The organism is Polynucleobacter antarcticus (genome assembly GCF_013307245.1).
GTDB classification, from domain to species: Bacteria; Pseudomonadota; Gammaproteobacteria; order Burkholderiales; family Burkholderiaceae; genus Polynucleobacter; species Polynucleobacter antarcticus.
On record NZ_CP028941.1, the window covers coordinates 856,655 to 878,427 of the forward strand.

A 21,773-nucleotide genomic window follows, 5' to 3' on the forward strand; every position below is an offset into this window, starting at 1 on the left:
GCTTATTGACCTAGAAAGTGCTTTGCATAGCGGGGATTAATTTCTGAGAGACGCAGCATCGTCAGCACATCTGCGGTATTAAAGTCTGGATCCCAGGCTGGTGCACTACAAATCTTCGCACCCAATTTGAGGTAACCCTTAATCAAAGGAGGGGGCTCCACTTCAAGACCACCATTGAGGCGATCCAAAGGCAGCGCTAGACGTGGGAAAGCATGGTTCTCTACAGGCGCCATTTGATCGTTACTTAGAGAGTTGTAGAGGCTTGCTGCAAAGTGGCCACCATCCCCCATAGGAATACTGGCACACCCGAGCATGATTTCATACTGGTGCTTTTGCATGTATTGGGCTAAGCCACTCCATAGCGCCATGATGACTGCACCAGAGCGATAGTCTTTATGAACACACGATCTTCCGAGCTCAACCATTTTGGGGCGTAAATGATCTAGGCGCGATAAGTCAAATTCTGAATCAGAATAGAGCTTACCGATTTCTTGTGCTTTATGAGGTGGTAAAACCCGATAGGTACCAACTACTTTGAGGGTCTCTTGATCTCGAATGAGCAGATGATCACAGTAAGCATCAAAGTCATCAATATCTAAACCTTCAGCGTTCTTGGGAAGATTGGCTCCCATTTCTTCTGCAAACACTTTATAACGTAGGCGTTGCGCCTCTTTGATTTCCTGAGGGTTGCTTGCCCAAGTAATTTGCAAAGCAGGGCGCTTTGCCTTGGCAATGGTTTTATCAGCGACTACCGGTGCTTGCACTGTTAATTCTGCTCTTGCACGCGTGGCAAATGCCTTACCAAACAATTTCTTGGCTAATTTCTTAGAAAACAGCTTTTTAAAGGCCCCTGGTTTATTAAGCTTTAATTTTTTTGGCTTTTTCTCAAACCGTGAATACAAAACATCAAAAGCGCCTAAGGGATTTGGAATATCTGACATAAATTAACCTTTAATGAATAAGATTGATCGTAGAAACAATTTCTTACAGTTTGATGACAAGAGGAATACAGATCGTTGCCCACAGTAGTGCAGCAATCAAGAGCGTTAGCATCACTGCTGCTGAACCAAAGTCTTTTGCTCTTTTAGAGAGGTCATGGTGATCAAAAGAGATGCGATCAATAGCAGCTTCGACACTGGAATTAAGCAACTCAACCACTAAAACCATGATGAGAGAAGCAATCAGTGTGACTTTTTCAAAGAGGCTAATAGGTAGGAATAGCGCTATAGGTGTCAGTAAAGCAAGAAGGGTTAATTCCTGCCTAAAAGCACTTTCTTCTTTGAAGGCATATACCATCCCACACCAAGAATTCTTCGCTGCATACCATGCTCTGGCTAAGCCCCGATTACCTTTATGGGGGTTTTGATCTATGTGATATGGCTTTGTCAAAATGGGGCTCTTAGGCTAAAGCGGTTACATGTACTTGCGGTGATGCCACTGGCTGTAGGTGATGGGCAAACTGTTCTGATGCAGCCCGCCAGGAAAATTTTTCAGCATGCGCCCTTGCCACTTCACGTGGAATCTTCAAGGCTTGCATACATGCTGTTCTGAGATCGTGATGCATAGCGCCAGCCAAGGAGTCACCCAATACATCTATGGGGCCCGTGACAGGGTAGGCTGCTACAGGTGTTCCACAGGCCATAGCCTCTAGTAAGACTAAGCCAAAGGTATCGGTTTTGCTTGGGAAGACAAAGACATCTGCTGCTGCGTATACCTTGGCCAGCTCTTCCTGTTGCAATACGCCAAGATAATGAATATTTGGATATTTTTCTTTAATACCTGCCATCGCTGGGCCATCACCGACTACCCATTTGGAGCCAGGTAAATCAATCTCTAGAAAAGCATTGATGTTCTTTTCAATGGCAACACGTCCAACATACAAAAAGATCGGGTGTGCGGTATTCAGTGCTTTGGACTCTTGTACCTTAAAGATGCTTAAGTCAACGCCACGAGACCAAAGGACAACATTCGTAAACCCATAGGCTTCTAGATCATTCTTGACGACGATCGTGGGAGCCATCACCGCATTGGATGGACCATGAAACCAGCGTAAAAAGGTATAGGTCCATGACAAAGGCACACCTATTCTGGCTTTGACATATTCCGGGAAGCGCGTGTGATAAGCCGTTGTAAAGGGTAGTTTATTTTTGATTGCATAGGCGCGGGCAGATAAACCTAAGGGCCCCTCTGTAGCGATATGCATTGCATCCGGAGCAAATGCTTTGATAAGCTTGCTGACTAATTTTCCGGGCAATATCGAAAGAGAGATGTCGGGATAAGTAGGGCAGGGAATAGTGGTGAATGCATTGGGGGTGATCATTTCTACTTCATGACCCATCCCTATCAGCTCGGCACGGGTTTGCTTGAGGGTTCTGACGACCCCATTGACTTGTGGATCCCATGCATCGGTAATGATCATAATTTTCATAAACGGGCCTCTGAGGATAAATTTAAGTAGTGAGTGCAGCGGTGGCGGATTGCGGAAAAAATTCAGGATCTGGTACTGGATCTCCTCTAATGTGGGTCCAGTAAATAATTTTGAGTTCACCAGTCGTTGTTTCGACCAATGCAGAGAGGCTTTCTACCCAGTCTCCATCATTGCAATAAAGTAGACCATCGATTTCACGAATTTCTGCTTTATGAATGTGGCCGCAGACAACACCATCGCAGTCACGCAGTCGGGCTTCTCGAGCCATGATGTGTTCAAAGTCAGCGATATAACTCACTGCATTTTTCACTTGATGCTTGAGGAACTGAGAGAGCGACCAATATTGCATGCCCATTCGGACGCGTATTCTATTAAAGTGGCGATTGATATACAAAATAAATGTATAGAGGGTATCGCCAACGTAGGCTAACCATTTGGCGTATTGCATGACACCGTCAAATAAGTCGCCATGGGTCACCCACAGTTTGCGACCATCTAAGGTCGTATGAATGACTTCCTCGACCACTTTAATATCACCAAAGGACATGCCAAAATATTGCCGAGCACTTTCATCATGGTTACCTGGCACATAAATGACATCAGTGCCTTTACGGGCTTTACGTAATAGCTTTTGAACGACATCATTATGTGATTGGGGCCAATAAAAGGATTGCTTTAAGCGCCAGCCGTCGATAATGTCACCAACCAAATAAAAAGTATCTGCTTCGTTGTGTTTAAGAAAATCTAAGAGGTAATTCGCCTGACACCCTGATGTTCCTAGGTGTACGTCAGAAATCCAAATCGCTCTGTAATGCGTCATGAGTACACATTAAAACGAAGTTACAAGTAATCATCATGACACTTTTAAGGCAGTTTCATGACATGATTTATATTCTTAGTTCTTATGAATATTTCACAAAACATTGATCCCGTTAAGAAGATAAAAAAATACGAAGATGTATCGTTCATGGGTATGGCTACAAATAGGTGTTCACATTATCTGTGGAGCATCTACCCTGTGCTTTATCTTTCCTTTTTTAAATCGCTATCAGAAAGATCTGAAAATTCAAGTATGGTCTAGGCGCCTTCTGAAGATTTTTAATCTAAAGCTCGTGGTACACGGGGCCGATTTACTCCCAAGCTCACCCTATCTGCTGGTCTCAAACCATATCTCCTGGTTAGATATCCATGTGATTAATGCCTTTAAGCCAGTGCGCTTTGTTGCTAAATCGGAAGTAGCCAGCTGGCCAATATTTGGTTGGATGGCACTACAGTTAGGTACTGTTTTCATTCAGCGAGATAGCGCACGACAGGCTAGGCAAGTCGTTGAGCAAATGGCGGTCGTTCTTCATAGTGAGTCTATTTGCATTTTTCCAGAGGGGACTTCGACTGCTGGTGAGCAGGTCCTACCGTTTAAGCCTAATCTTTTTGAATCTGCTCTGAGCAGCCAATCCCCCGCATACCCTATGGCCATTCAGTATTTATCCTTAGCAACGGGACTTCGCAGTGAGGCACCTGCATTCATCGGGGACATGGGGCTTCTAGAATCCATGAGCAATATGGTCAATACCCCGAACTTATATGCCCAAATTACGATTTTGTCTCATTTTGAGTCTATAAACCTGGCTTCACCCGACCGCAAACAGCTGGCAACGTATTGCCAAGAAGCTATCGCTAGGGTGATTGAGAAGCAGCCGTCATAAAAATGTCATATCCTTGAGATACAAATAGAGGATGCTGCAATGGATGATGACATGACTTCAAAACACAAAGAGATTACTGAGTGGTACAAGCGTGCCCGTGAGGACATCCTGGATAGCATGGATGAAGAGCTCGAGATGGAGCTTGATGATGATCGCCTCTCTCCAGATGGTAGTGGCTCTGCTATGTCGCGCCAACTCTATTTTAAAGAGTTGTTTCGCTTGCAAGGTGAGTTAGTCAAACTCCAAGACTGGGTGGTTGAAAAAAAACTGAAGGTCGCCGTTTTATTTGAAGGTCGAGACTCTGCTGGTAAAGGCGGAGCCATTAAGCGCATTACCCAAAGACTTAATCCCCGAGTATGTAAGGTTGTCGCATTACCTGCACCAAACGATCGTGAAAAAACCCAATGGTATTTTCAGCGCTATATCTCTCAGCTACCTGCTGGTGGAGAAATCGTTTTATTTGATCGTAGTTGGTATAACCGTGCCGGTGTTGAAAGAGTCATGGGATTTTGTACTGACTATGAATACGAAGAGTTTTTAAGAACAGTACCCGATTTAGAGCGCATGATGATTAGCTCAGGAGTCATCCTGATTAAGTACTGGTTCTCGATCTCTGATGATGAGCAGTACAGTCGCTTTATGGTCCGCATTCATGATCCGCTCAAGCAGTGGAAGTTAAGCCCTATGGATCTGGAAGCACGGCGTTTATGGGAAGCCTACACCAAGGCAAAAGAAACCATGTTAGAGCGCACCCACATTCCAGAAGCACCATGGTGGGTAGTGGCTGCCAATGATAAGAAAAAAGCACGCCTTAACTGTATTACCCATCTGTTAGATCAAATTCCCTATAAGGATATTGATCATCCCATGGTGACATTGCCGGCACGTGTCCACAATCCCGATTATTTGCGTGGCCCAGTACCCCCGCAGATGTATGTCCCCGAAGTCTATTAATTAAAAAGCGCCTCTCAGTCCTACCATCAGGCTTCTGCCTGGTTGAGGGGCATAGAGTCGCACTGCCATCGGGGTAGTTGCATACCGAATTTGTTCATTGAGTAAATTCTTGAGATTCATATAGAGCGTCCAGTTCACATCTTTAATTCTCTCGGTGTAAGAGATGCCGGCATTTAATAAGTTATAACTTGGGGCAGGGCCAATCTCCCAATTGGCTAAGCGGTTTTGTTGATAGCTGTAGATGTAAGTAGCATTGGCTAACCAACCATTTTTCTGATGGGCAAGTTCTGCGCCCAGACGGGGGGCAGGCTGAAGTGGTAAGTTGCCACCAGCATCAAAAGTACCTTGCGACGCATCGGCAAACACTCTACTACCTAGACCTTGTTCCCGCCAGTTGTAGGTTAATTCTCCTTCAACTCCTTTAATAGTGGCCGCTGCTTGCTGAGCCACTACTACGGAGAAATTCTTTGTATCTGGAACAGATTGTCCGGTATAAAAACCATAAATATAGTTATTAAAGCGGTTGGCATAGACACTGGCTTTACCACGTACTAGCCCACTGGTTTTCTGAATATTAAATTCTAAATTATGCGAAGTCTCCTTGGCAAGATTAGGATTACCAATTGCAAAAGTCGCTGTCGATTCATGGGCACCATAAGAGTAGAGTTCTTGGGCACTAGGAGCCCGCTGAGAGACAGTATAGGCAACACCAGCCCCTTGGCCAGTAGCGTAATTCCAAAGACCGCCTGCTGAATAAGAGAGCAAATTAAACTTGCGATTTTGTAGAGTAATTTCTGGTGTAAGGCTTCCCGAAGGCGATTCTGTCACTGGTTCTAATAAGGTAGCAGTATTAGGATTTTGCGAGACATTGTTATAACGTAATCCTAAATTTCCCTGCAGAGATTTCCATTTGCCTTCCTCAATCCAAAAGAGTGCATTTGAATTCGTTTTAGTTTGTGGCACGATGGCATAGCTACCCGTACCCACTTCCGTCGCATTTAATGATGCGGCAGTAGTTTGAGCGCCAAAGGTTCCTTTCCAACCAGCAATCGGTTTGTGTTCTAACTCCACTCGCGCTTCATTGGCTGTATTTTTCCAAAGTGCTTGAGCTTCATAACTGCTATTAAATTCAGTATGGATATAGTTGGAGTTTGCAGCACTAAATTTGAATGAAGAAAATCCTGCAAATGGGTCGCGTGTTTGGTGCTGTAGATCATAACGATTTTGAGACTGATTAATCGAGCCACCCTCAGGTGTCGGAATACCGTAATTATTATTTAAGCGCTCAACAGAAACACCGGTATAGCCAGATTGACCAATATAAGAAACACCCACCCCAAGATTGTTTTGATTACTAAAGGAGTTGGGTAATTTGCCGCTGTAATTATTTCCGCCATTCCCTGCCTCGGGAACCGTCCAGCCACCTGCAGGCTCCCCCTGAGACTGGGTCGAGTTTCCGGGTATGCGGTAATTGTTAGCATTATTAATGGCAGTATCGACATGCACTGCTACCGAACCAAAAGCATTGTCTAGTTCTAATGCGCCTGCTCTGCCATTGTTGACAGTTTCATAGCTAGTATTGATTGCCCCTGACGGTCTGTCAGGCAAAGTGGTTAAGATGCGATCGTTGATCACATTCACTAGCCCTCCGCTTGATCCAGAGCCATAGAGTAGGGCAGCTGCACCACGCAAGATTTCGATTTGATGGGTGTTTTGCATATTATTTGCAACTGCGTGGTCTTGCGAGATATTGGAAACATCTCCGACCGACAAGCCATTTTGCAAAATTTGTACGCGAGCCCCTTCCAAACCACGAATCACAGGACGGGAGGATCCTGCGCCATATCCAGTTGCAGTGACGCCTAATTCATTAGCAAGGGTTGCACCGAGCGTGGTACCTAGCTTATTGAGTAATTCATCGCCTTGTAAGACTTTGGTTGGCGTCAGAATACTTTGAGTGGCTTCCTTCGAGCCCGTCGCTGTAATTTCCAGTGAGGGCGCATCTTGTGCGACCACCATATTGCTGAGTAATCCTGTTACTAGAACATAAAGCACTTTTTGCTTTGTAAGCAGTGTGGGGTATTGCATTTTCAATCCTTCATTCAACAGCATGCAGCCATCATGGATGGTGCAATCAAATAGAACGCCAAGCTCAATAGAGCGGCTAGTGGCTACTTAAGTGTTTTACAGATTGAAGGTAGGTGGGGCTTGAGATTGATACAGCCCCAGAGGAAAGCGGGCTGCGATAGGATGGTTAGCTACTGGGCTTACTGCACTAAATACGCTGCCCTGATAAAAATGAAAGGATTCTGCGGGTAAGAAACCAGCGAGGGTGAGGGCATCTAATAAGTGGCAGCTGGCTGAACTATGCTCTGCAGCTGCATCTTGTTTGTCACAGCTTAATTCAACGGTGTGATGAGTAATTCCGGAGTGGGAAATAGCATGTTCATAGCCAAGCCAGTGATTGCCTAATACGCTGATCAGCAAAAAACTGAGGGCAATCAAGCCCCTCGAAGACTTCTTGAATTTGCTGAAAAATAAGGCGTTCATAGTCGTCATGGTACAGGATTTGCCCTCAAGGGCCTTCTCGGTGTAGAATATCGATTCCGTCGGAGTGTAGCGCAGCCTGGTAGCGCACCTGCTTTGGGAGCAGGGGGTCCAAGGTTCGAATCCTTGTACTCCGACCACTTTCCCTCTAGTTTGATCCCGTAGCCTTTTTCAGGCCCACTACCCTTAAAGCAATCAGTGCCATGATGCCAATTAGCATCACGTAGAGCGATATATAGATCGCACCCTTACTATGGGCATAAGCAAAGCTAGAGTAGGCTAAATAGGCGCAAGATACGCAGAACAAAATAGGAGTGAGCGGAAACAAGGGGATGCTAAATTCTCGTTTCTGATGAGGGTACTTAAGCCTCAATACAAACACCGCAATACCCACTAAAAATAAGAAGCTCCAAAATACCGGGGCCGTAAATTCCACCATTGCTTCAAATCCATCTGCCTGAAAAGCACCAAAACCCACTAAGGCGAGACAAATTGCGCCTTGCACTAAATAAGCCAAACTAGGTGAGCCGCGTTGTGACTCCCACTTACCCATAAAGCGTAGGCCATGCCAGTCTTCCCCCATGGCATAGTTAGTGCGGGCTCCTACAATCATCGTGGCATTAATACTCGTCAATGCCGCAATCGCAACAAAGAGACCGAGTAGTTTTTCACCAATAGGGCCAAAAGCCAGACCTAGTAAATCAGCTGGCGCGGCTTTACTTGATGCGAGTTGCCCCATACCTAAGCCGGCTATTAATGCCCCGTTGACGAGCAAGTAAATGACAGTAATAAGTAAGAGGCTGAGCACAATCACAGAGACCACAGTTTTACTACCGCCACGAACTTCCGCAGAAATGTAAGCAGATTCATTCCAACCACCAAAGGTCAGCAGTACAAAGACCATGGCCAAGCCTAAGAGCCCTAAAGGTGGCGTACTAGAAAAGAGCGGGGCATGCTCGACAGCAGGAAGAGGATTTCCTAATAAACCAAAACCCGCAACAATGATGGCAATTAAACCCGCTACCTCAAGAATGGTCAGGATTGTCTGCATACTCGAAGATGCATGAATACCAATTAGATTGACTAGGGTGAGGCCAGCAATAATCAGTAAGGCCCAGACAACGGTGGAGTAGGGACCTAGTGAGAGTACTTTGGTCATGTAATCCCCAAAGACAAATGCTAATAGCGCTATAGAGCCTGTGTTAATAACAGTAGCCTTTGCCCAACCATATAAAAAGGACACATTTTTACCGTAGGCCTTATACAGAAAATGATAGTCACCACCCGCATGAGGATAGGTCGTAGCCAGTTCGGCATAGCAGAGCGCGCCGGCTATAGAGATCACCGAACCGGCAATCCAAACACTCATCATCCAGCCGATATCCGAGGTAATTCCCGCGACCATTGAAGGCGTTTTAAAAATCCCTGCGCCAATCACAATGCCGACGATGATGGCAATGGCACCGGTGCGTGAAAGTAAACGCTCTGGCACCTGAGAAGACGGCTCGCTCATACTATAAGATTAGGAGGCTGGGAGGCTAGGAAGCTAAGGGAAGTAAAAGACTAAAACCAACTAATGGCTTAATTACGTTTCCCAGAAAACTCATTATAAATAGTGTCGCCTCTATCTTCACCTTTGATGGTGGAGTCTGTAACAGTAGCGCGGACAGTATGGTAATTGTTTTTTGCATCCAGGTAACCAAACTGCAATTTATTACCATCCAATTTTGGATTAATAATAGGTTGGGTATTACGGCCGATGGTTAACATGCCGCCGATACGCTGAAAGTGCTGAACTAGGCTTAAGGTAGTTTTAGTTTGCGGAGCTGAATAATCTAGAGTCCATTCGCCAACGACATTGGCGGGTACCTTCCAGTAGTACGCTTTACCGGGTTTATCAATTTCAATATCTGCTTCCCAGTCACCCATAGTAAAAGCATGCGAAACCACGCGAGTCCCGGGTTTCATTTTGAGAATAGTAGGGCGTAGCTTTAAATTGAGCTCAGGTAAAAGATAGAGCGTGACAACGGAAGCTTTACTAAAATCCTCTTTAAAAATATCACCCTGAATAATTTTGACCTTATCTGCAACCCCTGCACGTACAGCATTGCGTTGACCTAATGCAGCCATGCTTTCGTTGTACTCAATACCCACGGCACGGGCTCCAAAATCCTTTGCTGCGGAAATAGCAATTTTTCCATCTCCAGCACCTAAGTCGTAAACGAGGTCTTTAGGGCTAACCTGAGCGGTTTGCAACATCTTGATAATGAGTTCATTACCAGTAGGAACCCAGATCACATCCTTGCCATCTTGACCTACGCTAGGACTGAATTGATCATCACCTTGATCAGAGGTATTTTGGGCAATACTGGCACCCATCACTATGATCGATAGGAGCAATACTAGGTATTTAAGGATTTTCATATTAGGCTGATTTGGCTAAGTTAATTGAATATAAGAACTACCACGATCATAAATTAAATCCCAATCTAGGAATAGGGCGGAGGGGCTAAAAGGCTCTTGTCGTTTAGAATAGAGCCCTATTACTCACTGCCCATAGCTCAGCTGGATAGAGCAACGCCCTTCTAAGGCGTAGGTCGCACGTTCGAATCGTGCTGGGCAGGCCAATTTATATATTGCAAATAGCGTAATCGATTGGCCAGACTGTGATCAGGCTGGATCCGTTGGCAGGTGCTGATCTTGTGGTGTCGATCTTATCCGACGCGAAATGGGGTGGGGCATGCTTAGAGTAGGGTCTTCAATTCGGCTTCTTGTGCTTTACAAATAGAGTCATCTAAATGGAGAGCATTACAAATTTTCTGAAATCTTTCAAATAAATCGCCCCTACTTAAGCCGCCGAGATTGAGAACAGCATAACGGTAGCTTCCCAGCCATTTTATTTCACGTTCTAAACTAGCCCCTTTTTTGTAATACAGCATCATAGTAGAGTCTGGATATGGGGCAAGTGCGTCGACTAACTCTTCCTTGCTTGGAATTCTTTGTCTCAACGGCTTTTCAAAGTGTCGAAAGATAAAACTGGCTGTGCACTTAAATTTGCCTTCACCTTGAATCAATTTAGGATCTTCACCAACAGCTAAACTAAAGAGCATGCTATAGGGATTACATCCATCAACGCGTTCATATAAGTTAACCAGTTGCGATGCCATACGGGGATTAATCTCAACAATTTTTAATTGGTTTGTCTCCTGCGAATATATAAATTCAATGTTAAAAAACCCGTGTTGATAGTTGAGCCCTTCAAGTACTTTTTGGGTAATAGCTTTAGCTCGATCCTGAACCGCATTCGGCAATCTCGAAGGGTACTCAAAACGCATAAATGCTTGTGTTCCTGGATACATAATTTCGTCAATAATGCCCAGAAAATAGGCTGTACCTTTGATGCAATACCCATCAACATTAATTTGTTGGCCATTCAAGAGTTCTTCGGCCAGCATCCCATTCGCATCAACATCCATGGACGTAAAAAGCGGCATAAGGTCTGCAAATGGCTTTACTAACCTTCTGATTAAAAATTCTTCAAAAAAGTTGAATTTAAGGTGCTGTTTTAGCTCATCTACATTATTAATCTGCCTTGCTAATACAGAATAAGTTGCCTTAATAGGCTTAACAAAAAATGGATAATCTAAGCCGACTGGCTCCTGCGAATTGAATGGATAGGGGATGTAGCTAAAGCGAGGCACGACCTCGGGCGCAATTTTTTGCTGCATTAAGCGACTATAAAACTTATGTTGGCACGCAATAATAGCCAAGGGATCATTGCCGGGTAGGCCTAAACGCTGCGCTAGTACTGCAGCAATTAACGTACCAAATTGCTCATGGTTACTAACAATACCATCGACCCCAAGAGGTCGGTACTTATATTCTAGTTGATCAATATAACGTACAACATTAAAGCTAAGAAGTTGCGCATTTTCTGGAAAGCGAAATAAATCAAACCCTTCAAAGTAAAATTGGTAATGACTGGAATAGTGTTGTGCTTGTAGCGCAATTTGATCCCAATCTTTTGCAAACAAAATTAAGATTTTTTTCATTTACATTGCTCTGGAATGAAACCTGCCTTGCTTGTAGCTTTCTGTAACATTTTCTCAAAGCGCTTTTCAATACGGGCATTCATAAAATACTCAATAACAAACAAAGGAATTGCTTGATCAGGCAATATAAATGCGGTGTAACTAAAAAGTGTGCCATTCGATTTTGGAGTTAAGCGCCAAGAGCCGCGATATTCCTTAAAGTAGCCTTTAACCTGTTTAAGGTCCATACCATATGAAGGTAATTGCGTGTAATCGATGACTGATTCAAATTGAGTTGAAAAAAATAGAATCTTGTCCTCAATTTGCTGTTCAACTCGTATCCTGTTTTCAGACAAGCGTGTAATTTTGCTGGCTCTAATGCCTTCAGATTGCTCACTTTCTGAAAAATCAGTCAATAAAGCATAAGCTTGGCATTGACTGAGTGGAGCCAGATAACTTGCATGCACCTCAAAACCACCATTGATTTGGGAAATTGCAATAGTAATAGCGCCATTTTTATCGCTATTACTTGCTAGGGCTACGCTGTCCCAAACAGGGTAGCTTGCGAATAGGGACATTAATATCGTCTTTGCAGATGATCTCAATAAATGAATCAAGGGCTTCAATTAAGCGTTAAAAAGTCGTTGTTAATTCAGTGAGCCAGTCAGGAGAGTGTTTTAATAGGAATGCTTCAAGTGGCTTATCGCGGCCTGTGATTACTAGTAAGCTGATGACGATAAGAAAGCCACCCAGCAGTTGCTTTCCTAACTTACCAGTGCTACCCAAACTTCCCTTTACCCTTTGCATAGTAGCGCGTGATAGCACGCCAAGTAGCGCTAGCGGTAAACCAGCGCCAAACCCAAAAATAGCCATGACCAACACAATCTTTCCTAAATCCTTACCCTGGCTAGCTAAGGTAATTGCAGCCCCAAGGGTAGGGCCTACGCAGGGCGTCCACACTAAGCCTAACAGCGCACCAATTAAGAACTGCCCAAATAAACCATCGACAGTTACCTTCGCTAACAAGGTGTTACCAGTTCCACTGAGACCCGACATTGCAATAGCAAAACGCTCCTGTAATTGGGTGGAAATCAATACAATTCCAATCATGCCCATGATGATTGCAGCAAATAAACGAAAGCTATCCTGTGCAAAACCAATGCTAGATCCTAGGCTGGCAAGAGCAGTTCCAATGACTGCAAAAGAGACGGTTAGGCCGCCAGCCAGAGCGAACGGCCCAAATCGATGTTGATGGGCAGCTGCCCCAATAATAATAGGGATCAAAGGTAAAACACATGGGGAAAGGGTGGATAAGATTCCGGCTAGGAATGCAAAAAGAAAAGACCCAATCCCAAAATCCATTAAATAGCCTGCCTAGCCAATTTTGATAAAGCAACTTCCTTTGTATCGCCAGTAGCACGTACTACCTCTTTGCCATTTTTATAGACAATGACAGTACTTTGTGAGCGAACTTTTAAGGTCTTTAATAGGTCTTTTTGAGTATCAAATTCCACTTGATAAAAAGTCACATTTTTATACTCTGGATCTTTCATCAGTCCAGTAAATACTTTATCTTGTGATTTACAAGTTGAACACCAGTCTGCATGAACAGAAATAATCGCAGACTTACCTTGTTTTTCGATATTGGTAAGCTCGGCTTCCGTCATGAGTTGACCTGCAGCAAAGGCGGATGCGGTAAAAAATAACAAGCTAGCTAAAAAAGACTTAGATACCAATTTCATAATTATTCCCCTTTAGATATTTCGTTTTATTAAAAATAAAGCATTTTAAAAATAAGATATTGCTTTTAGCGCCACACCATAAAGTCAGATCTTTTTATATGGTAAATGATTACAGTAAAATTGGTCGAGGATGGATCGTGTTGGGCATCCGCACCTACAGTGGCCAAAGAATTATTTCGACAATTTGGCGCCCAATCTCGTTTTAATGCACCAAATAGCATCTTTTGCTTAGGCTTGATAGAGTTAGGGCCTTAACTAGGCGCTCCAGCAGCAAAGAGTTGGTCATCCGGTTTATATAGTTCTTTATTCAGAACTCAATTTCAGCCCCAAACTACCGATTTAAATAGACGCCCAAGTAACCACGACATGTTCCAAGGCCAATTACGCACGTTCGAATCGTGCTGGGCAGGCCAAACTCTCCGAATTAAATGAGTTTGAGCTTATTTAGGAGATAAAAGGAATATCAACCTCTAAAAATGCGTTAGGTGTGGCCTTTTCAATTGCATCGAGTACACCACTTAAATGGGATTTAATTCTTGGCCAGCTAGTAGTACTTAAAACAACGATAGCAATCTTTCTATGGCTTAGATTTTGTTGGTACTGTAGATTGGTATCCGTAGTGATAAAAATCTTAAAATCATTTGATTCTGCAGCTGCTAGCAATTCTCCATTTTTCAAAGTAGACCAGCCTAGCTCATAGGCTGTAGTCACTTGGCAGTTTGGGAGATAGTCTCTTAAAGGTACAGGAGTACCTTGATCAAATAAAACCTTCACGCAGCAGTAAGCGAGTTTTTAGCAGCAAAGTCTAAGATTGCTTTAACTTGTTCAATCTTAATTCCAGCAAAAATTTCCGTAAACTCTTTGAGCGTGACACCATCCTCTAGATTTTCAAAAAGAGCTGAAATCGGCACACGCGAGCCAGCAAAGACCAAGGCACCGCTTACCCGATCTTGGGTGCTTTCAACTGCCGGACAATTTGACCAATTAATCATGACTAAATAGTAGCATTTAGTAAAAAAGAAGTCATATTAAATTGAGTTATTTTGCTTTGTGACCACTCGATTTAAGGGGTTAAACAGCGTTCTTTACTCAGAACTCAATTTCAGCCCTAAGCTACCGATTTAAAAAGGCTCTTAAGAGACCGCGATTCGTATCAAGACCAGGCGCGCTGGTTCGAATCGTGCTGGGCAGGCCAAACTTGCAAGTAAATGAATAGGGCAATCGATTGGCTTGACTGTGATCAGGACTGATCCGTTATGGGGGCTCGTCATTTAGTGTCGGTTTAACCAGACGCTTGATGGGGTGGGGCAGCACTAAATGAGGCGTAGTTCATCGCCTAGAATTTTTAAGGTACCAAGCTCAAGAATAGATAGCCTATAAAAATAATGATATGTACTACGCCTTGTAACAAAGTAGTTCGACCAATCGCTAAAGTAAGCGCACCAATAAAAAGAGAGAGGTAAAGTAGGACCATATTGAGGCTGCTGATGCCTAAACTTAATGGCAGATCTAATAAAATAGCAATAACCGCTACTGTGGGAATGGTAAGTCCAATGCTAGCTAAGCCTGAGCCTAATGCTAAGTTCAAACTACTTTGTAGGCGATTGCCCATTGCCGCTCGCACAGCGGCATAACCTTCTGGAAGCAGCACTAGAAGTGCAATAGCAATTCCGACAATGGTCTTAGGAGCATCCGCAGCTTTTACGCCCGCTTCAATTGCAGGGCTTAATGCTTTTGCTAGTCCAACTACCAACACTAAACATACTAGAAGGAGTGCGCAGCTGACAGCTGTTCTGAGATTACTGGGTTTTTCAGCATGAATGCTTTCATCAGCGATGATGAGATCATCAATTTTTGGTAGATAGTAATCGCGATGGGATACAGTCTGAAAGAATATAAATGCAATATATAGTGCTAATGATGCAATTCCGGCAAAAGCAAGTTGGCTTTGAGTAAAGTTAGGCCCTGGAGAGCTAACAGTCACTATTGGCATGACTAAGGTAAAGGTAGCTAGGGCAGCGAGCACTGCTAATGCCGAGTTGGTCCCTTCATTACGAAAGATCATTTCATAATGCTTTAGGCCGCCAACAAAAATACATAAGCCGATGATGCCGTTCAGCACAATCATGACAGTTGCAAAGACAGCATCACGAGCAATAAATTCAGAGCCTTCTTGGCCGGCAATCATCATTGAAATAATCAAGGAGGTTTCAATAATAGTCACACTAATGGCAAGCACTAGAGTGCCATAGGGCTCTCCTGTTTTGTGCGCAATAAGTTCGGCGTAATGAACTGCCGCTAAAACAGCACCAATCAAGGCTATAGCAAGAAGGCTAATGAACCATGTTGTACTAAGCAAAGGTGTAAAAAATTCAATCATCGTTTTGAGTAACACTATCAATAAGGGATGGGATCATAATCCCATTATGCAGGCCAATAGTTGGTTCGGTGAAAAACCTGAATAATTTTAAAACAAACACCCCGTTTCATGCTGGAAAGTCCCTGAAGTAGTGTCGGCAAATTAATGCCATACTAGACGCTATGATGACTCACGGATTACTTTTTATTGCTGGACTTGCAGCCTTATTCATTGGCGCAAATGCCCTGGTACATGGGGCTTCTAAGTTAGCGCTATCGCTTGGTATTCAACCCTTGGTAGTGGGGCTAACCGTTGTCGCATTTGGAACTAGTGCCCCAGAGATGGCGGTGTCTACTGGTGCAGTTATTAACGGTCAAGCTGATATTGCAATCGGAAATGTGGTGGGCAGTAATATTTTCAATACCCTTTTTATTCTGGGCCTTAGTGCCTTGATTGCACCTTTAGTTGTGCACTCCCAACTCATTCGGCAAGAGGTACCAGTAATGATCGGAACGATCATGCTCCTTGTTGCCTTAAGCTTGGATGGCATTATCAGTATTCAGGATGGCGGATTACTATTTTTTCTAATGATTGCTTATACCGTTTTTTTAATCCGGCAATCTCGCCAAGCGCCAGCAGATCAAACCTCAGAATTTGATTTAGAGTTTACGAAAGCCAAACCAAATGCATGGGATTCAAAGTGGCCAATTCAAGTGGGTTTGATTATTTTTGGTTTAGTGTTTTTGGTATTGGGGTCCGATTGGCTTGTTACTGCTTCTATTATGTTTGCCAAATTAATGGGAATCAGTGATTTAGTGATTGGACTTACCATTGTTGCGGCTGGAACAAGCATGCCAGAAGTGGCCGCCTCTCTAGTAGCAGCATTTAAAGGTGAGCGTGATATTGCTATTGGTAATGTCATCGGGAGCAATATCTTTAATGTATTGGGCTCCCTTGGTTTAGCTGGTTTGGTTTCCGGCTTGACTGGTATGGCGGTAGCGCCATCCTTACTCACTTTTGATCTATGGGTTCTTGCAGCTGTTTCTTTGGCATGTTTACCTATCTTTCTATCTGGCAGAGAGATAGCCCGTTGGGAAGGTGGCGTTTTTCTGATCTATTACATTGCCTATGTGACCTATATGATCATGTCAGCACAGAGTCACGATACGCTGCCCCAGTTTTCTTCTGTAATGCTGAGTTTTGTACTCCCACTCACGATTATTACGCTAGTTGTATCGCTGCTGGGCAGGCCAAAACCTTCAAGTAAATGATTACTACGCTGATTTACTCAGGCGTAGATTCAAACACGAAGTGCAACACGGTTTAAGGACTGCATAAACACTTCATTCGGGGTTTTAAATCCCAACCTCTTGCGAGGACGATTATTCAGTTTAGTTTCAATCACTCTAAGCTCCTTGTCTGTCACAGTAGATAGCGGTCTCTTTTTAGGGATGTATTGACGCAGCAGACCATTGAAGTTTTCATTGGATCCGCGTTGCCAACTCGCAAACGGATCTGCAAAGTAGGTGGTTGATTGCAGTGATTCATCAATTCGGGCATGCTCGGCAAATTCTTTTCCGTTGTCAAAAGTCAGTGTTTTAACTAGTCGGCTTAAGGGATTCATTTTGGTAATGATGGCATTACTGACAAGCTCTGAGGTTTTATTGTTCACTTTGCTTATTAAGGCATAACCACTCTTGCGCTCGACTAAGGTCACGATGGCTTGCTTATGGGCAGCGCCAATGACGGTATCGCCTTCCCAGTGGCCGATTTGGGATCTGGCTTCAATGTGCTGGGGACGCTCGCTGATGGGCCTTCTACCGACGATCTGACCCCTCCGGTCACGGCCACTGGCATAGCGCTTTTTGCGTTTCTTTTGGCAGCGCAGCTGCTGGTAAAGGCTGCCATCAGCGGCCTTATCGGCGTACACATGGCGGTAGATGGTTTCAATGCTAATACCAACTCTGATTGGCAATTTGGACGGGGCTCCATTGGTCCTTTAGGCGCTCCACAGCCTGATCCCAATCAGATGGGGTGATTTGGGCGGCATTACGAGAGCCTTGGGAACGTTCCTCTGCTAACAGGCAGGCTTGCCTGGGACGGTAACCCCGATTACCCGTATTGCGAGCAAGCTCTCGGCTAATGGTCGACTTATGTCGATCCAGGAGCTGGGCTATCTGGCTTTGGGTTTTTCCGTCTTTCATAAGGATATAAATCTGATATCGTTCAGTTTGGCTAAGGTGTTGATAGGTCATGGCTACTTTGACTTACCGGCCCCTAAGCTTTGGATACTAAAACATCCTTAGCCACTAGCCCTAGTTGTTCAAAGTTGCACTTCGTAGTTGAATTCACCTCGTTTAAAGCCACTCAAAATACGTTTTTTATAAAAAAGAGGGTTAGCTTGACAGATATCCTTACATTATCTAGAATAAATTAAGTACCAAGAGTACCAAAAGTATCAAATGTATTAAAAATATTAAGTATTGATATCGGGAGAGACTGCATTGAGTTGCGGCGCCGAAGGAGCAACCGCCCCGGAAACTCTCAGGCAAAAGAACCGGTATCTCTTAAATCTCTGAAGAGCCTTTGACGCACGTCCGTTAAAGCACCGCAGGAGCAAGCGCTAAAGCATCAGCGTGAATCTCTCAGGTCCAAAACAGAGGGGGCGTTTGCTATGCATATTGCGAGCAAGCCCAACCCTCTGACGCAGTTTGGACAATTTATGAAATCATTCGTCATTATTGGTGGTGGCATTATTGGTGTAACTACGGCCTATACATTAGCAAAGCGTGGTTATCGTGTTACTTTAATTGAGCGCAACCACTACTCTGGAATGGAAACTTCATTTGCCAATGGCGGTCAACTCTCAGCATCTAATGCTGAAGTCTGGAATTATTGGGGCACCATTTTGAAGGGTATGAAGTGGATTTTTAAAAAAGATGCACCACTTCTTATTAATATGAAACCAAGTTGGCATAAAGCATCTTGGTTTGCACAATTTATTGCCGCCATTCCAAACTATGAAGCTAATACCATCGAAACTGCCAGAATGGCAATACAGGCACGTCAGCATTTATTTTCTTGGGCAGAACAAGAGGGCATTGATTTTGATCTAAAGAAAGAAGGCATCTTACATATCTATCGTGATAAGTTAGGATTTGATCATGCAGGTGAAGTCTCAAAATTATTGGCTGCAGGTGGTCTATCACGGATAGCAGTCACCCCACATGAGATGAGGAAAATCGAGCCCACATTATCAGGAAATTACTATGGCGGCTACTACACCGAGAGTGACGCTACGGGCGATATTCATAAGTTTACTCATGGACTTTCTTTAGCTTCAGAAAAGTTGGGCGTGAAAATCATTTACGATCATGAGGTAGAGCAAATCAATTCTGATGGCGATCTTGTACGGGTGCTATTGAAAGACGGTGATCACTTGGAAACGCTAGTATTTGATAATGTGGTTATTTGCGCAGGCGTTGGTAGTCGTGAGTTAGCCGCGCAGTTGGGTGATCGTGTGAATGTTTATCCAGTCAAAGGCTATTCCATTACGGTCAATCTGAATGACATAGTAAGTCAGCAGGGTGCTCCAACTGTGAGTTTGCTAGATGATGAAACCAAACTAGTGACAAGTCGTCTGGGGGTCGATCGCTTCAGGGTTGCCGGTACTGCCGAGTTCAACGGTATTAATAAAGATATACGTGCAGATCGTATTAAGCCACTGGTAGATTGGGTAAATCAATGCTTTCCAAAGGTGAGTACCCGTTCGGTTGTGCCATGGGCTGGCTTGCGCCCAATGATGCCAAATATGCTGCCTAAGGTTGGTAAAGGTACAAAGTCCAATGTGTATTACAACACTGGGCATGGACACTTAGGTTGGACCTTGTCAGCATGTACGGCAGAGATGATTGCGGACATCATTCAGGCCGATAAAAAGCCGATCACTATTATTGGAGTAAATTCCAGCCTAAGAGTCCCATCATTTGAGTAGGGCACAAGCGTTACTTTTAGTAACGGTGGGGGCACTTAAGCAACCACGATTAGTCCCAAGGCCAAGTGCGCTGGTTCGAATCGTGCTGGGCAGGCCAAATTTTATATATTGAAAATAGTGTGCTGATTGATTCGTACTGTGATCAGGCTGGATCCGTTGGCAGGGGCTGATCTTGTGGTGTCGGTTTGGCCCGACGCCAAATTGGGTAGGGCAAAAGAGTTACTTAGAGTAACGGTGGGCAAAGAATTCAAACTCCCCATCTGCTAGCACAGCAATTTGTAATCCTTGGGTCGGTCAGGCAAGTACTTATAAAAGCTCCACTCCAAATTGCTTCACTAATAAAGCAAAAAGTCCAAAGCAGATAACGGTGATTGCTACGCTAGCAAGCATGGTGAGCCAAAACCCTAGCTTTGATAATAGGAATGGAAATGCGATGAACATGGGCAGAGTTGGAATCACATACCAAAAGGTGTAATAAGCGTGGTTGCTGATCTTTTCCTCAGATTGATTTTCTACATAAAGCCAAATCAGTGTCAGCAGAGTCATCAAAGGCAATGCCGCTATAAAGCCGCCTAACTTATCGCTTCGCTTGGCTACTTCTGAAATAAAGACAATTAATCCAGCAGTAATAAGATATTTGGTGATGATCCAGACCATAGCGATCTCTTCGTAGTTAGACAGACCTACTATAACAATATCGTTTTAAACGACAAACATTGAGATTTCATTCAGTTCATGTCAGTTTGACCCGACGCCAAATGGGGTTAGGCTAAGAAAGTACTGCCTTAGGTAACGGCGTGTACTGGTTTAGTGTCTTTATCACTAAAGCTTATACGCCCCCAACATATTAAGTTTTTATATTTGAAATGATTTAAGATGAAATAGAGCTTTTTAAAATCTCTACTTATGACCTTTAAGTTCTAAAGTACAACCAATTGAATCAAAAAAGATACCAAGGAATGCGCAGTGGGAAAAAGAAACAGGCTTGTTAATCCTGAAATCCTGAATACACATACTAATTTTTCCTAGGCATACCCTCATGAATTTAAATTTAGCTGGCTACGAATTATTATTCCAAGAAGTTATCCTTGGATTATGTATTATTTTTGTTGTCGCTATCTATAACATCTTTGGCTTTACTATGATCACCTTGGCGTATCGTAAAAAGCTCACCACAATCACCTTTTCGAGTAAGTATGTCGAGCTGACTCGGTTTACGGCATATACAATGCTGTTGGTAGTTGGTATCTTCTCATCCCTAATTGTTTGGGTAATTGCATTGACCTTACTTGGTATGGTTGCAGATACAGCCAGCGCACTCTTGCTGACTGCTAGTTTTTTTACCTCTGTGGGCAATTTCACATTGGATCTTCCTTTTGGTTGGCGCCTCATGCCATCGCTCATTGCCTTTTCTGGACTATTTTCTTTTGCATGGGCAACTGCCTCTTCGATCAACATGGCCAATCAACTAGGCAATTATTTAGAGAAGCACAAGGATCTCTGATAGGTACAAATACTAATTAGAAAAAATGAAACATACACTATTTGCAGCAATGCTAATACTTTTTTCTACAATATCTCACGCTTAGATTCTGGATGCCATAAGTGGTCATGTTCGTGATATTCGCTCACGCTTTACTGATCATCAGATAATCAAAGGAGATGTCCTCAAGAAGGGTGACATCGACATTTCAGCAAAGGGCCAAGACATGCTTCACAGCTCATCGGGCACATGGAGTGTGGTTCGGGTAGGCAACGAACTCTTTTTACAGTCTGGAGAAAACTTCCGATCCAGTCCTGGACCTGATTATCACGTCTACATCAGCAAAGATCCTGCCATTAAAGATAACGATCAGTTTGGTAAGGCTCAAATTGAAGTCAGTCGGCTTAGTAAACCCAATGGCGCAGCGTATTACAAATTAGCCACTGATGATTTAGATAGTGTTCATAGCATTCTTATTTGGTGTAAGCAATTCAAAGAGTACATTGGATCTGCTGATTTAAAGTGATAACAA

Annotated in this window: 23 protein-coding genes, 2 tRNA genes, 1 pseudogene and 1 riboswitch; of the genes and pseudogenes, 9 read left to right on the forward strand and 17 right to left on the reverse strand. The window is 43.7% G+C overall.

The window, feature by feature from the left end; genetic code table 11:
• Window positions 1-2: 2 nt before the first annotated feature.
• From DCO16_RS04450 to DCO16_RS04465, 4 genes are read right to left on the reverse strand one after another with little or no spacing between them, the layout of a single operon-like run.
• Entirely contained in the window at window positions 3-941 is a 939-nt protein-coding gene (locus DCO16_RS04450; protein ID WP_254598100.1) for a GNAT family N-acetyltransferase, read from the reverse strand.
• A gap of 43 nt (window positions 942-984) precedes the next feature.
• Complete coding sequence (locus tag DCO16_RS04455; RefSeq protein WP_173942531.1) at window positions 985-1,389, reverse strand: diacylglycerol kinase; 405 nt, start codon at window positions 1,387-1,389, stop codon at window positions 985-987.
• Between the two features lie 10 nt (window positions 1,390-1,399).
• Window positions 1,400-2,428, reverse strand: a complete 1,029-nt coding sequence (locus DCO16_RS04460) for a glycosyltransferase family 4 protein (protein ID WP_173942532.1) — start codon at window positions 2,426-2,428, stop codon at window positions 1,400-1,402.
• Between the two features lie 22 nt (window positions 2,429-2,450).
• The gene (locus tag DCO16_RS04465; RefSeq protein WP_173942533.1) at window positions 2,451-3,248 is read right to left on the reverse strand and encodes a UDP-2,3-diacylglucosamine diphosphatase; all 798 of its coding nucleotides are present in this window, start codon (window positions 3,246-3,248) and stop codon (window positions 2,451-2,453) included.
• 136 nt (window positions 3,249-3,384) lie between these two features.
• Between DCO16_RS04465 and DCO16_RS04470 the strand changes: the two genes are divergently transcribed.
• Together DCO16_RS04470 and ppk2 are read left to right on the forward strand one after the other, a co-directional pair.
• Window positions 3,385-4,131, forward strand: a complete 747-nt coding sequence (locus tag DCO16_RS04470) for a lysophospholipid acyltransferase family protein (protein WP_173942534.1) — start codon at window positions 3,385-3,387, stop codon at window positions 4,129-4,131.
• Window positions 4,132-4,182: 51 nt separating this feature from the next.
• Window positions 4,183-5,085, forward strand: coding sequence for a polyphosphate kinase 2 (gene ppk2 / locus DCO16_RS04475; protein WP_173942535.1), 903 nt, complete (start codon window positions 4,183-4,185; stop codon window positions 5,083-5,085).
• Here ppk2 and DCO16_RS04480 read toward each other — a convergent pair whose 3' ends face one another.
• Complete coding sequence (locus DCO16_RS04480; protein ID WP_173942536.1) at window positions 5,086-7,173, reverse strand: TonB-dependent receptor; 2,088 nt, start codon at window positions 7,171-7,173, stop codon at window positions 5,086-5,088.
• Window positions 7,174-7,269: 96 nt separating this feature from the next.
• Window positions 7,270-7,635, reverse strand: coding sequence for a hypothetical protein (locus tag DCO16_RS04485; protein ID WP_173942537.1), 366 nt, complete (start codon window positions 7,633-7,635; stop codon window positions 7,270-7,272).
• A gap of 60 nt (window positions 7,636-7,695) precedes the next feature.
• Here DCO16_RS04485 and DCO16_RS04490 point away from each other — a divergent pair.
• Window positions 7,696-7,772, forward strand: a tRNA-Pro gene (locus DCO16_RS04490).
• Between the two features lie 8 nt (window positions 7,773-7,780).
• Here DCO16_RS04490 and DCO16_RS04495 read toward each other — a convergent pair.
• A complete protein-coding gene (locus DCO16_RS04495) occupies window positions 7,781-9,145 on the reverse strand; it encodes an APC family permease (RefSeq protein ID WP_173942538.1) in 1,365 nt (454 codons plus the stop codon).
• A 68-nt stretch (window positions 9,146-9,213) separates the two neighbouring features.
• A complete protein-coding gene (locus DCO16_RS04500) occupies window positions 9,214-10,056 on the reverse strand; it encodes a class I SAM-dependent methyltransferase (protein ID WP_173942539.1) in 843 nt (280 codons plus the stop codon).
• Window positions 10,057-10,182: 126 nt separating this feature from the next.
• Here DCO16_RS04500 and DCO16_RS04505 point away from each other — a divergent pair.
• A tRNA-Arg gene (locus DCO16_RS04505) sits at window positions 10,183-10,259 on the forward strand.
• A 117-nt stretch (window positions 10,260-10,376) separates the two neighbouring features.
• Here DCO16_RS04505 and DCO16_RS04510 read toward each other — a convergent pair.
• The 4 genes from DCO16_RS04510 to DCO16_RS04525 are packed head-to-tail and all read right to left on the reverse strand — an operon-like array spanning window position 10,377 to window position 13,405.
• Window positions 10,377-11,684: an ATP-grasp domain-containing protein gene (locus DCO16_RS04510; protein ID WP_173942540.1), complete on the reverse strand. Its 1,308-nt coding sequence runs from the start codon at window positions 11,682-11,684 to the stop codon at window positions 10,377-10,379.
• Entirely contained in the window at window positions 11,681-12,241 is a 561-nt protein-coding gene (locus DCO16_RS04515; RefSeq protein WP_173942541.1) for an SRPBCC family protein, read from the reverse strand. Before DCO16_RS04515 ends, DCO16_RS04510 begins: the two co-directional genes overlap by 4 nt.
• Window positions 12,242-12,296: 55 nt before the next feature.
• The gene (locus tag DCO16_RS04520) at window positions 12,297-13,025 is read right to left on the reverse strand and encodes a cytochrome c biogenesis CcdA family protein (protein ID WP_173942542.1); all 729 of its coding nucleotides are present in this window, start codon (window positions 13,023-13,025) and stop codon (window positions 12,297-12,299) included.
• Window positions 13,025-13,405, reverse strand: coding sequence for a thioredoxin family protein (locus DCO16_RS04525; RefSeq protein WP_173942543.1), 381 nt, complete (start codon window positions 13,403-13,405; stop codon window positions 13,025-13,027). The genes DCO16_RS04520 and DCO16_RS04525 overlap by 1 nt, the downstream gene beginning before the upstream one ends.
• A 105-nt stretch (window positions 13,406-13,510) precedes the next feature.
• Here DCO16_RS04525 and DCO16_RS04530 point away from each other — a divergent pair, with 105 nt between their 5' ends.
• Entirely contained in the window at window positions 13,511-13,660 is a 150-nt protein-coding gene (locus DCO16_RS04530; protein WP_173942544.1) for a hypothetical protein, read from the forward strand.
• 189 nt (window positions 13,661-13,849) lie between these two features.
• Here DCO16_RS04530 and DCO16_RS04535 read toward each other — a convergent pair whose 3' ends face one another.
• From DCO16_RS04535 to DCO16_RS04545, 3 genes are all read right to left on the reverse strand, one after another.
• On the reverse strand, window positions 13,850-14,083 hold the full coding sequence (locus tag DCO16_RS04535) for a hypothetical protein (RefSeq protein WP_217426699.1): 234 nt from the start codon (window positions 14,081-14,083) through the stop codon (window positions 13,850-13,852).
• A 92-nt stretch (window positions 14,084-14,175) separates the two neighbouring features.
• Complete coding sequence (locus tag DCO16_RS04540; RefSeq protein ID WP_173942546.1) at window positions 14,176-14,397, reverse strand: DUF433 domain-containing protein; 222 nt, start codon at window positions 14,395-14,397, stop codon at window positions 14,176-14,178.
• 353 nt (window positions 14,398-14,750) lie between these two features.
• On the reverse strand, window positions 14,751-15,785 hold the full coding sequence (locus tag DCO16_RS04545) for a calcium:cation antiporter (protein ID WP_173942547.1): 1,035 nt from the start codon (window positions 15,783-15,785) through the stop codon (window positions 14,751-14,753).
• Window positions 15,786-15,946: 161 nt separating this feature from the next.
• Between DCO16_RS04545 and DCO16_RS04550 the strand changes: the two genes are divergently transcribed.
• Window positions 15,947-17,035, forward strand: coding sequence for a calcium/sodium antiporter (locus tag DCO16_RS04550; protein WP_173942548.1), 1,089 nt, complete (start codon window positions 15,947-15,949; stop codon window positions 17,033-17,035).
• Window positions 17,036-17,064: 29 nt separating this feature from the next.
• Here DCO16_RS04550 and DCO16_RS04555 read toward each other — a convergent pair.
• Window positions 17,065-18,019, reverse strand: a pseudogene (locus DCO16_RS04555) (IS30 family transposase).
• A 225-nt stretch (window positions 18,020-18,244) separates the two neighbouring features.
• Window positions 18,245-18,334: riboswitch (glycine riboswitch) on the forward strand.
• Between the two features lie 152 nt (window positions 18,335-18,486).
• Here DCO16_RS04555 and DCO16_RS04560 point away from each other — a divergent pair.
• Window positions 18,487-19,758 carry a D-amino acid dehydrogenase gene (locus tag DCO16_RS04560; protein WP_254598102.1) on the forward strand — a complete coding sequence of 424 codons (1,272 nt, stop codon included), beginning with the start codon at window positions 18,487-18,489 and terminating at the stop codon, window positions 19,756-19,758.
• Between the two features lie 306 nt (window positions 19,759-20,064).
• On the opposite strand, the gene DCO16_RS04565 is transcribed toward DCO16_RS04560, so the two are convergent.
• On the reverse strand, window positions 20,065-20,415 hold the full coding sequence (locus tag DCO16_RS04565; RefSeq protein ID WP_173942550.1) for a DUF3147 family protein: 351 nt from the start codon (window positions 20,413-20,415) through the stop codon (window positions 20,065-20,067).
• Between the two features lie 382 nt (window positions 20,416-20,797).
• Here DCO16_RS04565 and DCO16_RS04570 point away from each other — a divergent pair, with 382 nt between their 5' ends.
• Both DCO16_RS04570 and DCO16_RS04575 read left to right on the forward strand, forming a co-directional pair.
• Window positions 20,798-21,262 (forward strand): hypothetical protein, encoded by a 465-nt coding sequence (locus DCO16_RS04570; protein ID WP_173942551.1) that lies wholly within the window; start codon window positions 20,798-20,800, stop codon window positions 21,260-21,262.
• A 205-nt stretch (window positions 21,263-21,467) separates the two neighbouring features.
• Window positions 21,468-21,767, forward strand: coding sequence for a DM13 domain-containing protein (locus tag DCO16_RS04575; RefSeq protein ID WP_173942552.1), 300 nt, complete (start codon window positions 21,468-21,470; stop codon window positions 21,765-21,767).
• Window positions 21,768-21,773: the final 6 nt, after the last annotated feature.

Bases quoted from the DNA above. Each gene is read 5' to 3' on its own strand.
- DCO16_RS04450 (WP_254598100.1), bottom strand. From the start codon at position 941: ATGTCAGATATTCCAAATCCCTTAGGCGCTTTTGATGTTTTGTATTCA.
- DCO16_RS04460 (WP_173942532.1), bottom strand. From the start codon at position 2,428: ATGAAAATTATGATCATTACCGATGCATGGGATCCACAAGTCAATGGG.
- DCO16_RS04465 (WP_173942533.1), bottom strand. From the start codon at position 3,248: ATGACGCATTACAGAGCGATTTGGATTTCTGACGTACACCTAGGAACA.
- DCO16_RS04470 (WP_173942534.1), top strand. From the start codon at position 3,385: ATGTATCGTTCATGGGTATGGCTACAAATAGGTGTTCACATTATCTGT.
- ppk2 (WP_173942535.1), top strand. From the start codon at position 4,183: ATGACTTCAAAACACAAAGAGATTACTGAGTGGTACAAGCGTGCCCGT.
- DCO16_RS04480 (WP_173942536.1), bottom strand. From the start codon at position 7,173: ATGCAATACCCCACACTGCTTACAAAGCAAAAAGTGCTTTATGTTCTA.
- DCO16_RS04485 (WP_173942537.1), bottom strand. From the start codon at position 7,635: ATGAACGCCTTATTTTTCAGCAAATTCAAGAAGTCTTCGAGGGGCTTG.
- DCO16_RS04495 (WP_173942538.1), bottom strand. From the start codon at position 9,145: ATGAGCGAGCCGTCTTCTCAGGTGCCAGAGCGTTTACTTTCACGCACC.
- DCO16_RS04500 (WP_173942539.1), bottom strand. From the start codon at position 10,056: ATGAAAATCCTTAAATACCTAGTATTGCTCCTATCGATCATAGTGATG.
- DCO16_RS04510 (WP_173942540.1), bottom strand. From the start codon at position 11,684: ATGAAAAAAATCTTAATTTTGTTTGCAAAAGATTGGGATCAAATTGCG.
- DCO16_RS04515 (WP_173942541.1), bottom strand. From the start codon at position 12,241: ATGTCCCTATTCGCAAGCTACCCTGTTTGGGACAGCGTAGCCCTAGCA.
- DCO16_RS04520 (WP_173942542.1), bottom strand. From the start codon at position 13,025: ATGGATTTTGGGATTGGGTCTTTTCTTTTTGCATTCCTAGCCGGAATC.
- DCO16_RS04525 (WP_173942543.1), bottom strand. From the start codon at position 13,405: ATGAAATTGGTATCTAAGTCTTTTTTAGCTAGCTTGTTATTTTTTACC.
- DCO16_RS04530 (WP_173942544.1), top strand. From the start codon at position 13,511: ATGATTACAGTAAAATTGGTCGAGGATGGATCGTGTTGGGCATCCGCA.
- DCO16_RS04540 (WP_173942546.1), bottom strand. From the start codon at position 14,397: ATGATTAATTGGTCAAATTGTCCGGCAGTTGAAAGCACCCAAGATCGG.
- DCO16_RS04545 (WP_173942547.1), bottom strand. From the start codon at position 15,785: ATGATTGAATTTTTTACACCTTTGCTTAGTACAACATGGTTCATTAGC.
- DCO16_RS04550 (WP_173942548.1), top strand. From the start codon at position 15,947: ATGATGACTCACGGATTACTTTTTATTGCTGGACTTGCAGCCTTATTC.
- DCO16_RS04560 (WP_254598102.1), top strand. From the start codon at position 18,487: ATGAAATCATTCGTCATTATTGGTGGTGGCATTATTGGTGTAACTACG.
- DCO16_RS04565 (WP_173942550.1), bottom strand. From the start codon at position 20,415: ATGGTCTGGATCATCACCAAATATCTTATTACTGCTGGATTAATTGTC.
- DCO16_RS04570 (WP_173942551.1), top strand. From the start codon at position 20,798: ATGAATTTAAATTTAGCTGGCTACGAATTATTATTCCAAGAAGTTATC.
- DCO16_RS04575 (WP_173942552.1), top strand. From the start codon at position 21,468: ATGCTTCACAGCTCATCGGGCACATGGAGTGTGGTTCGGGTAGGCAAC.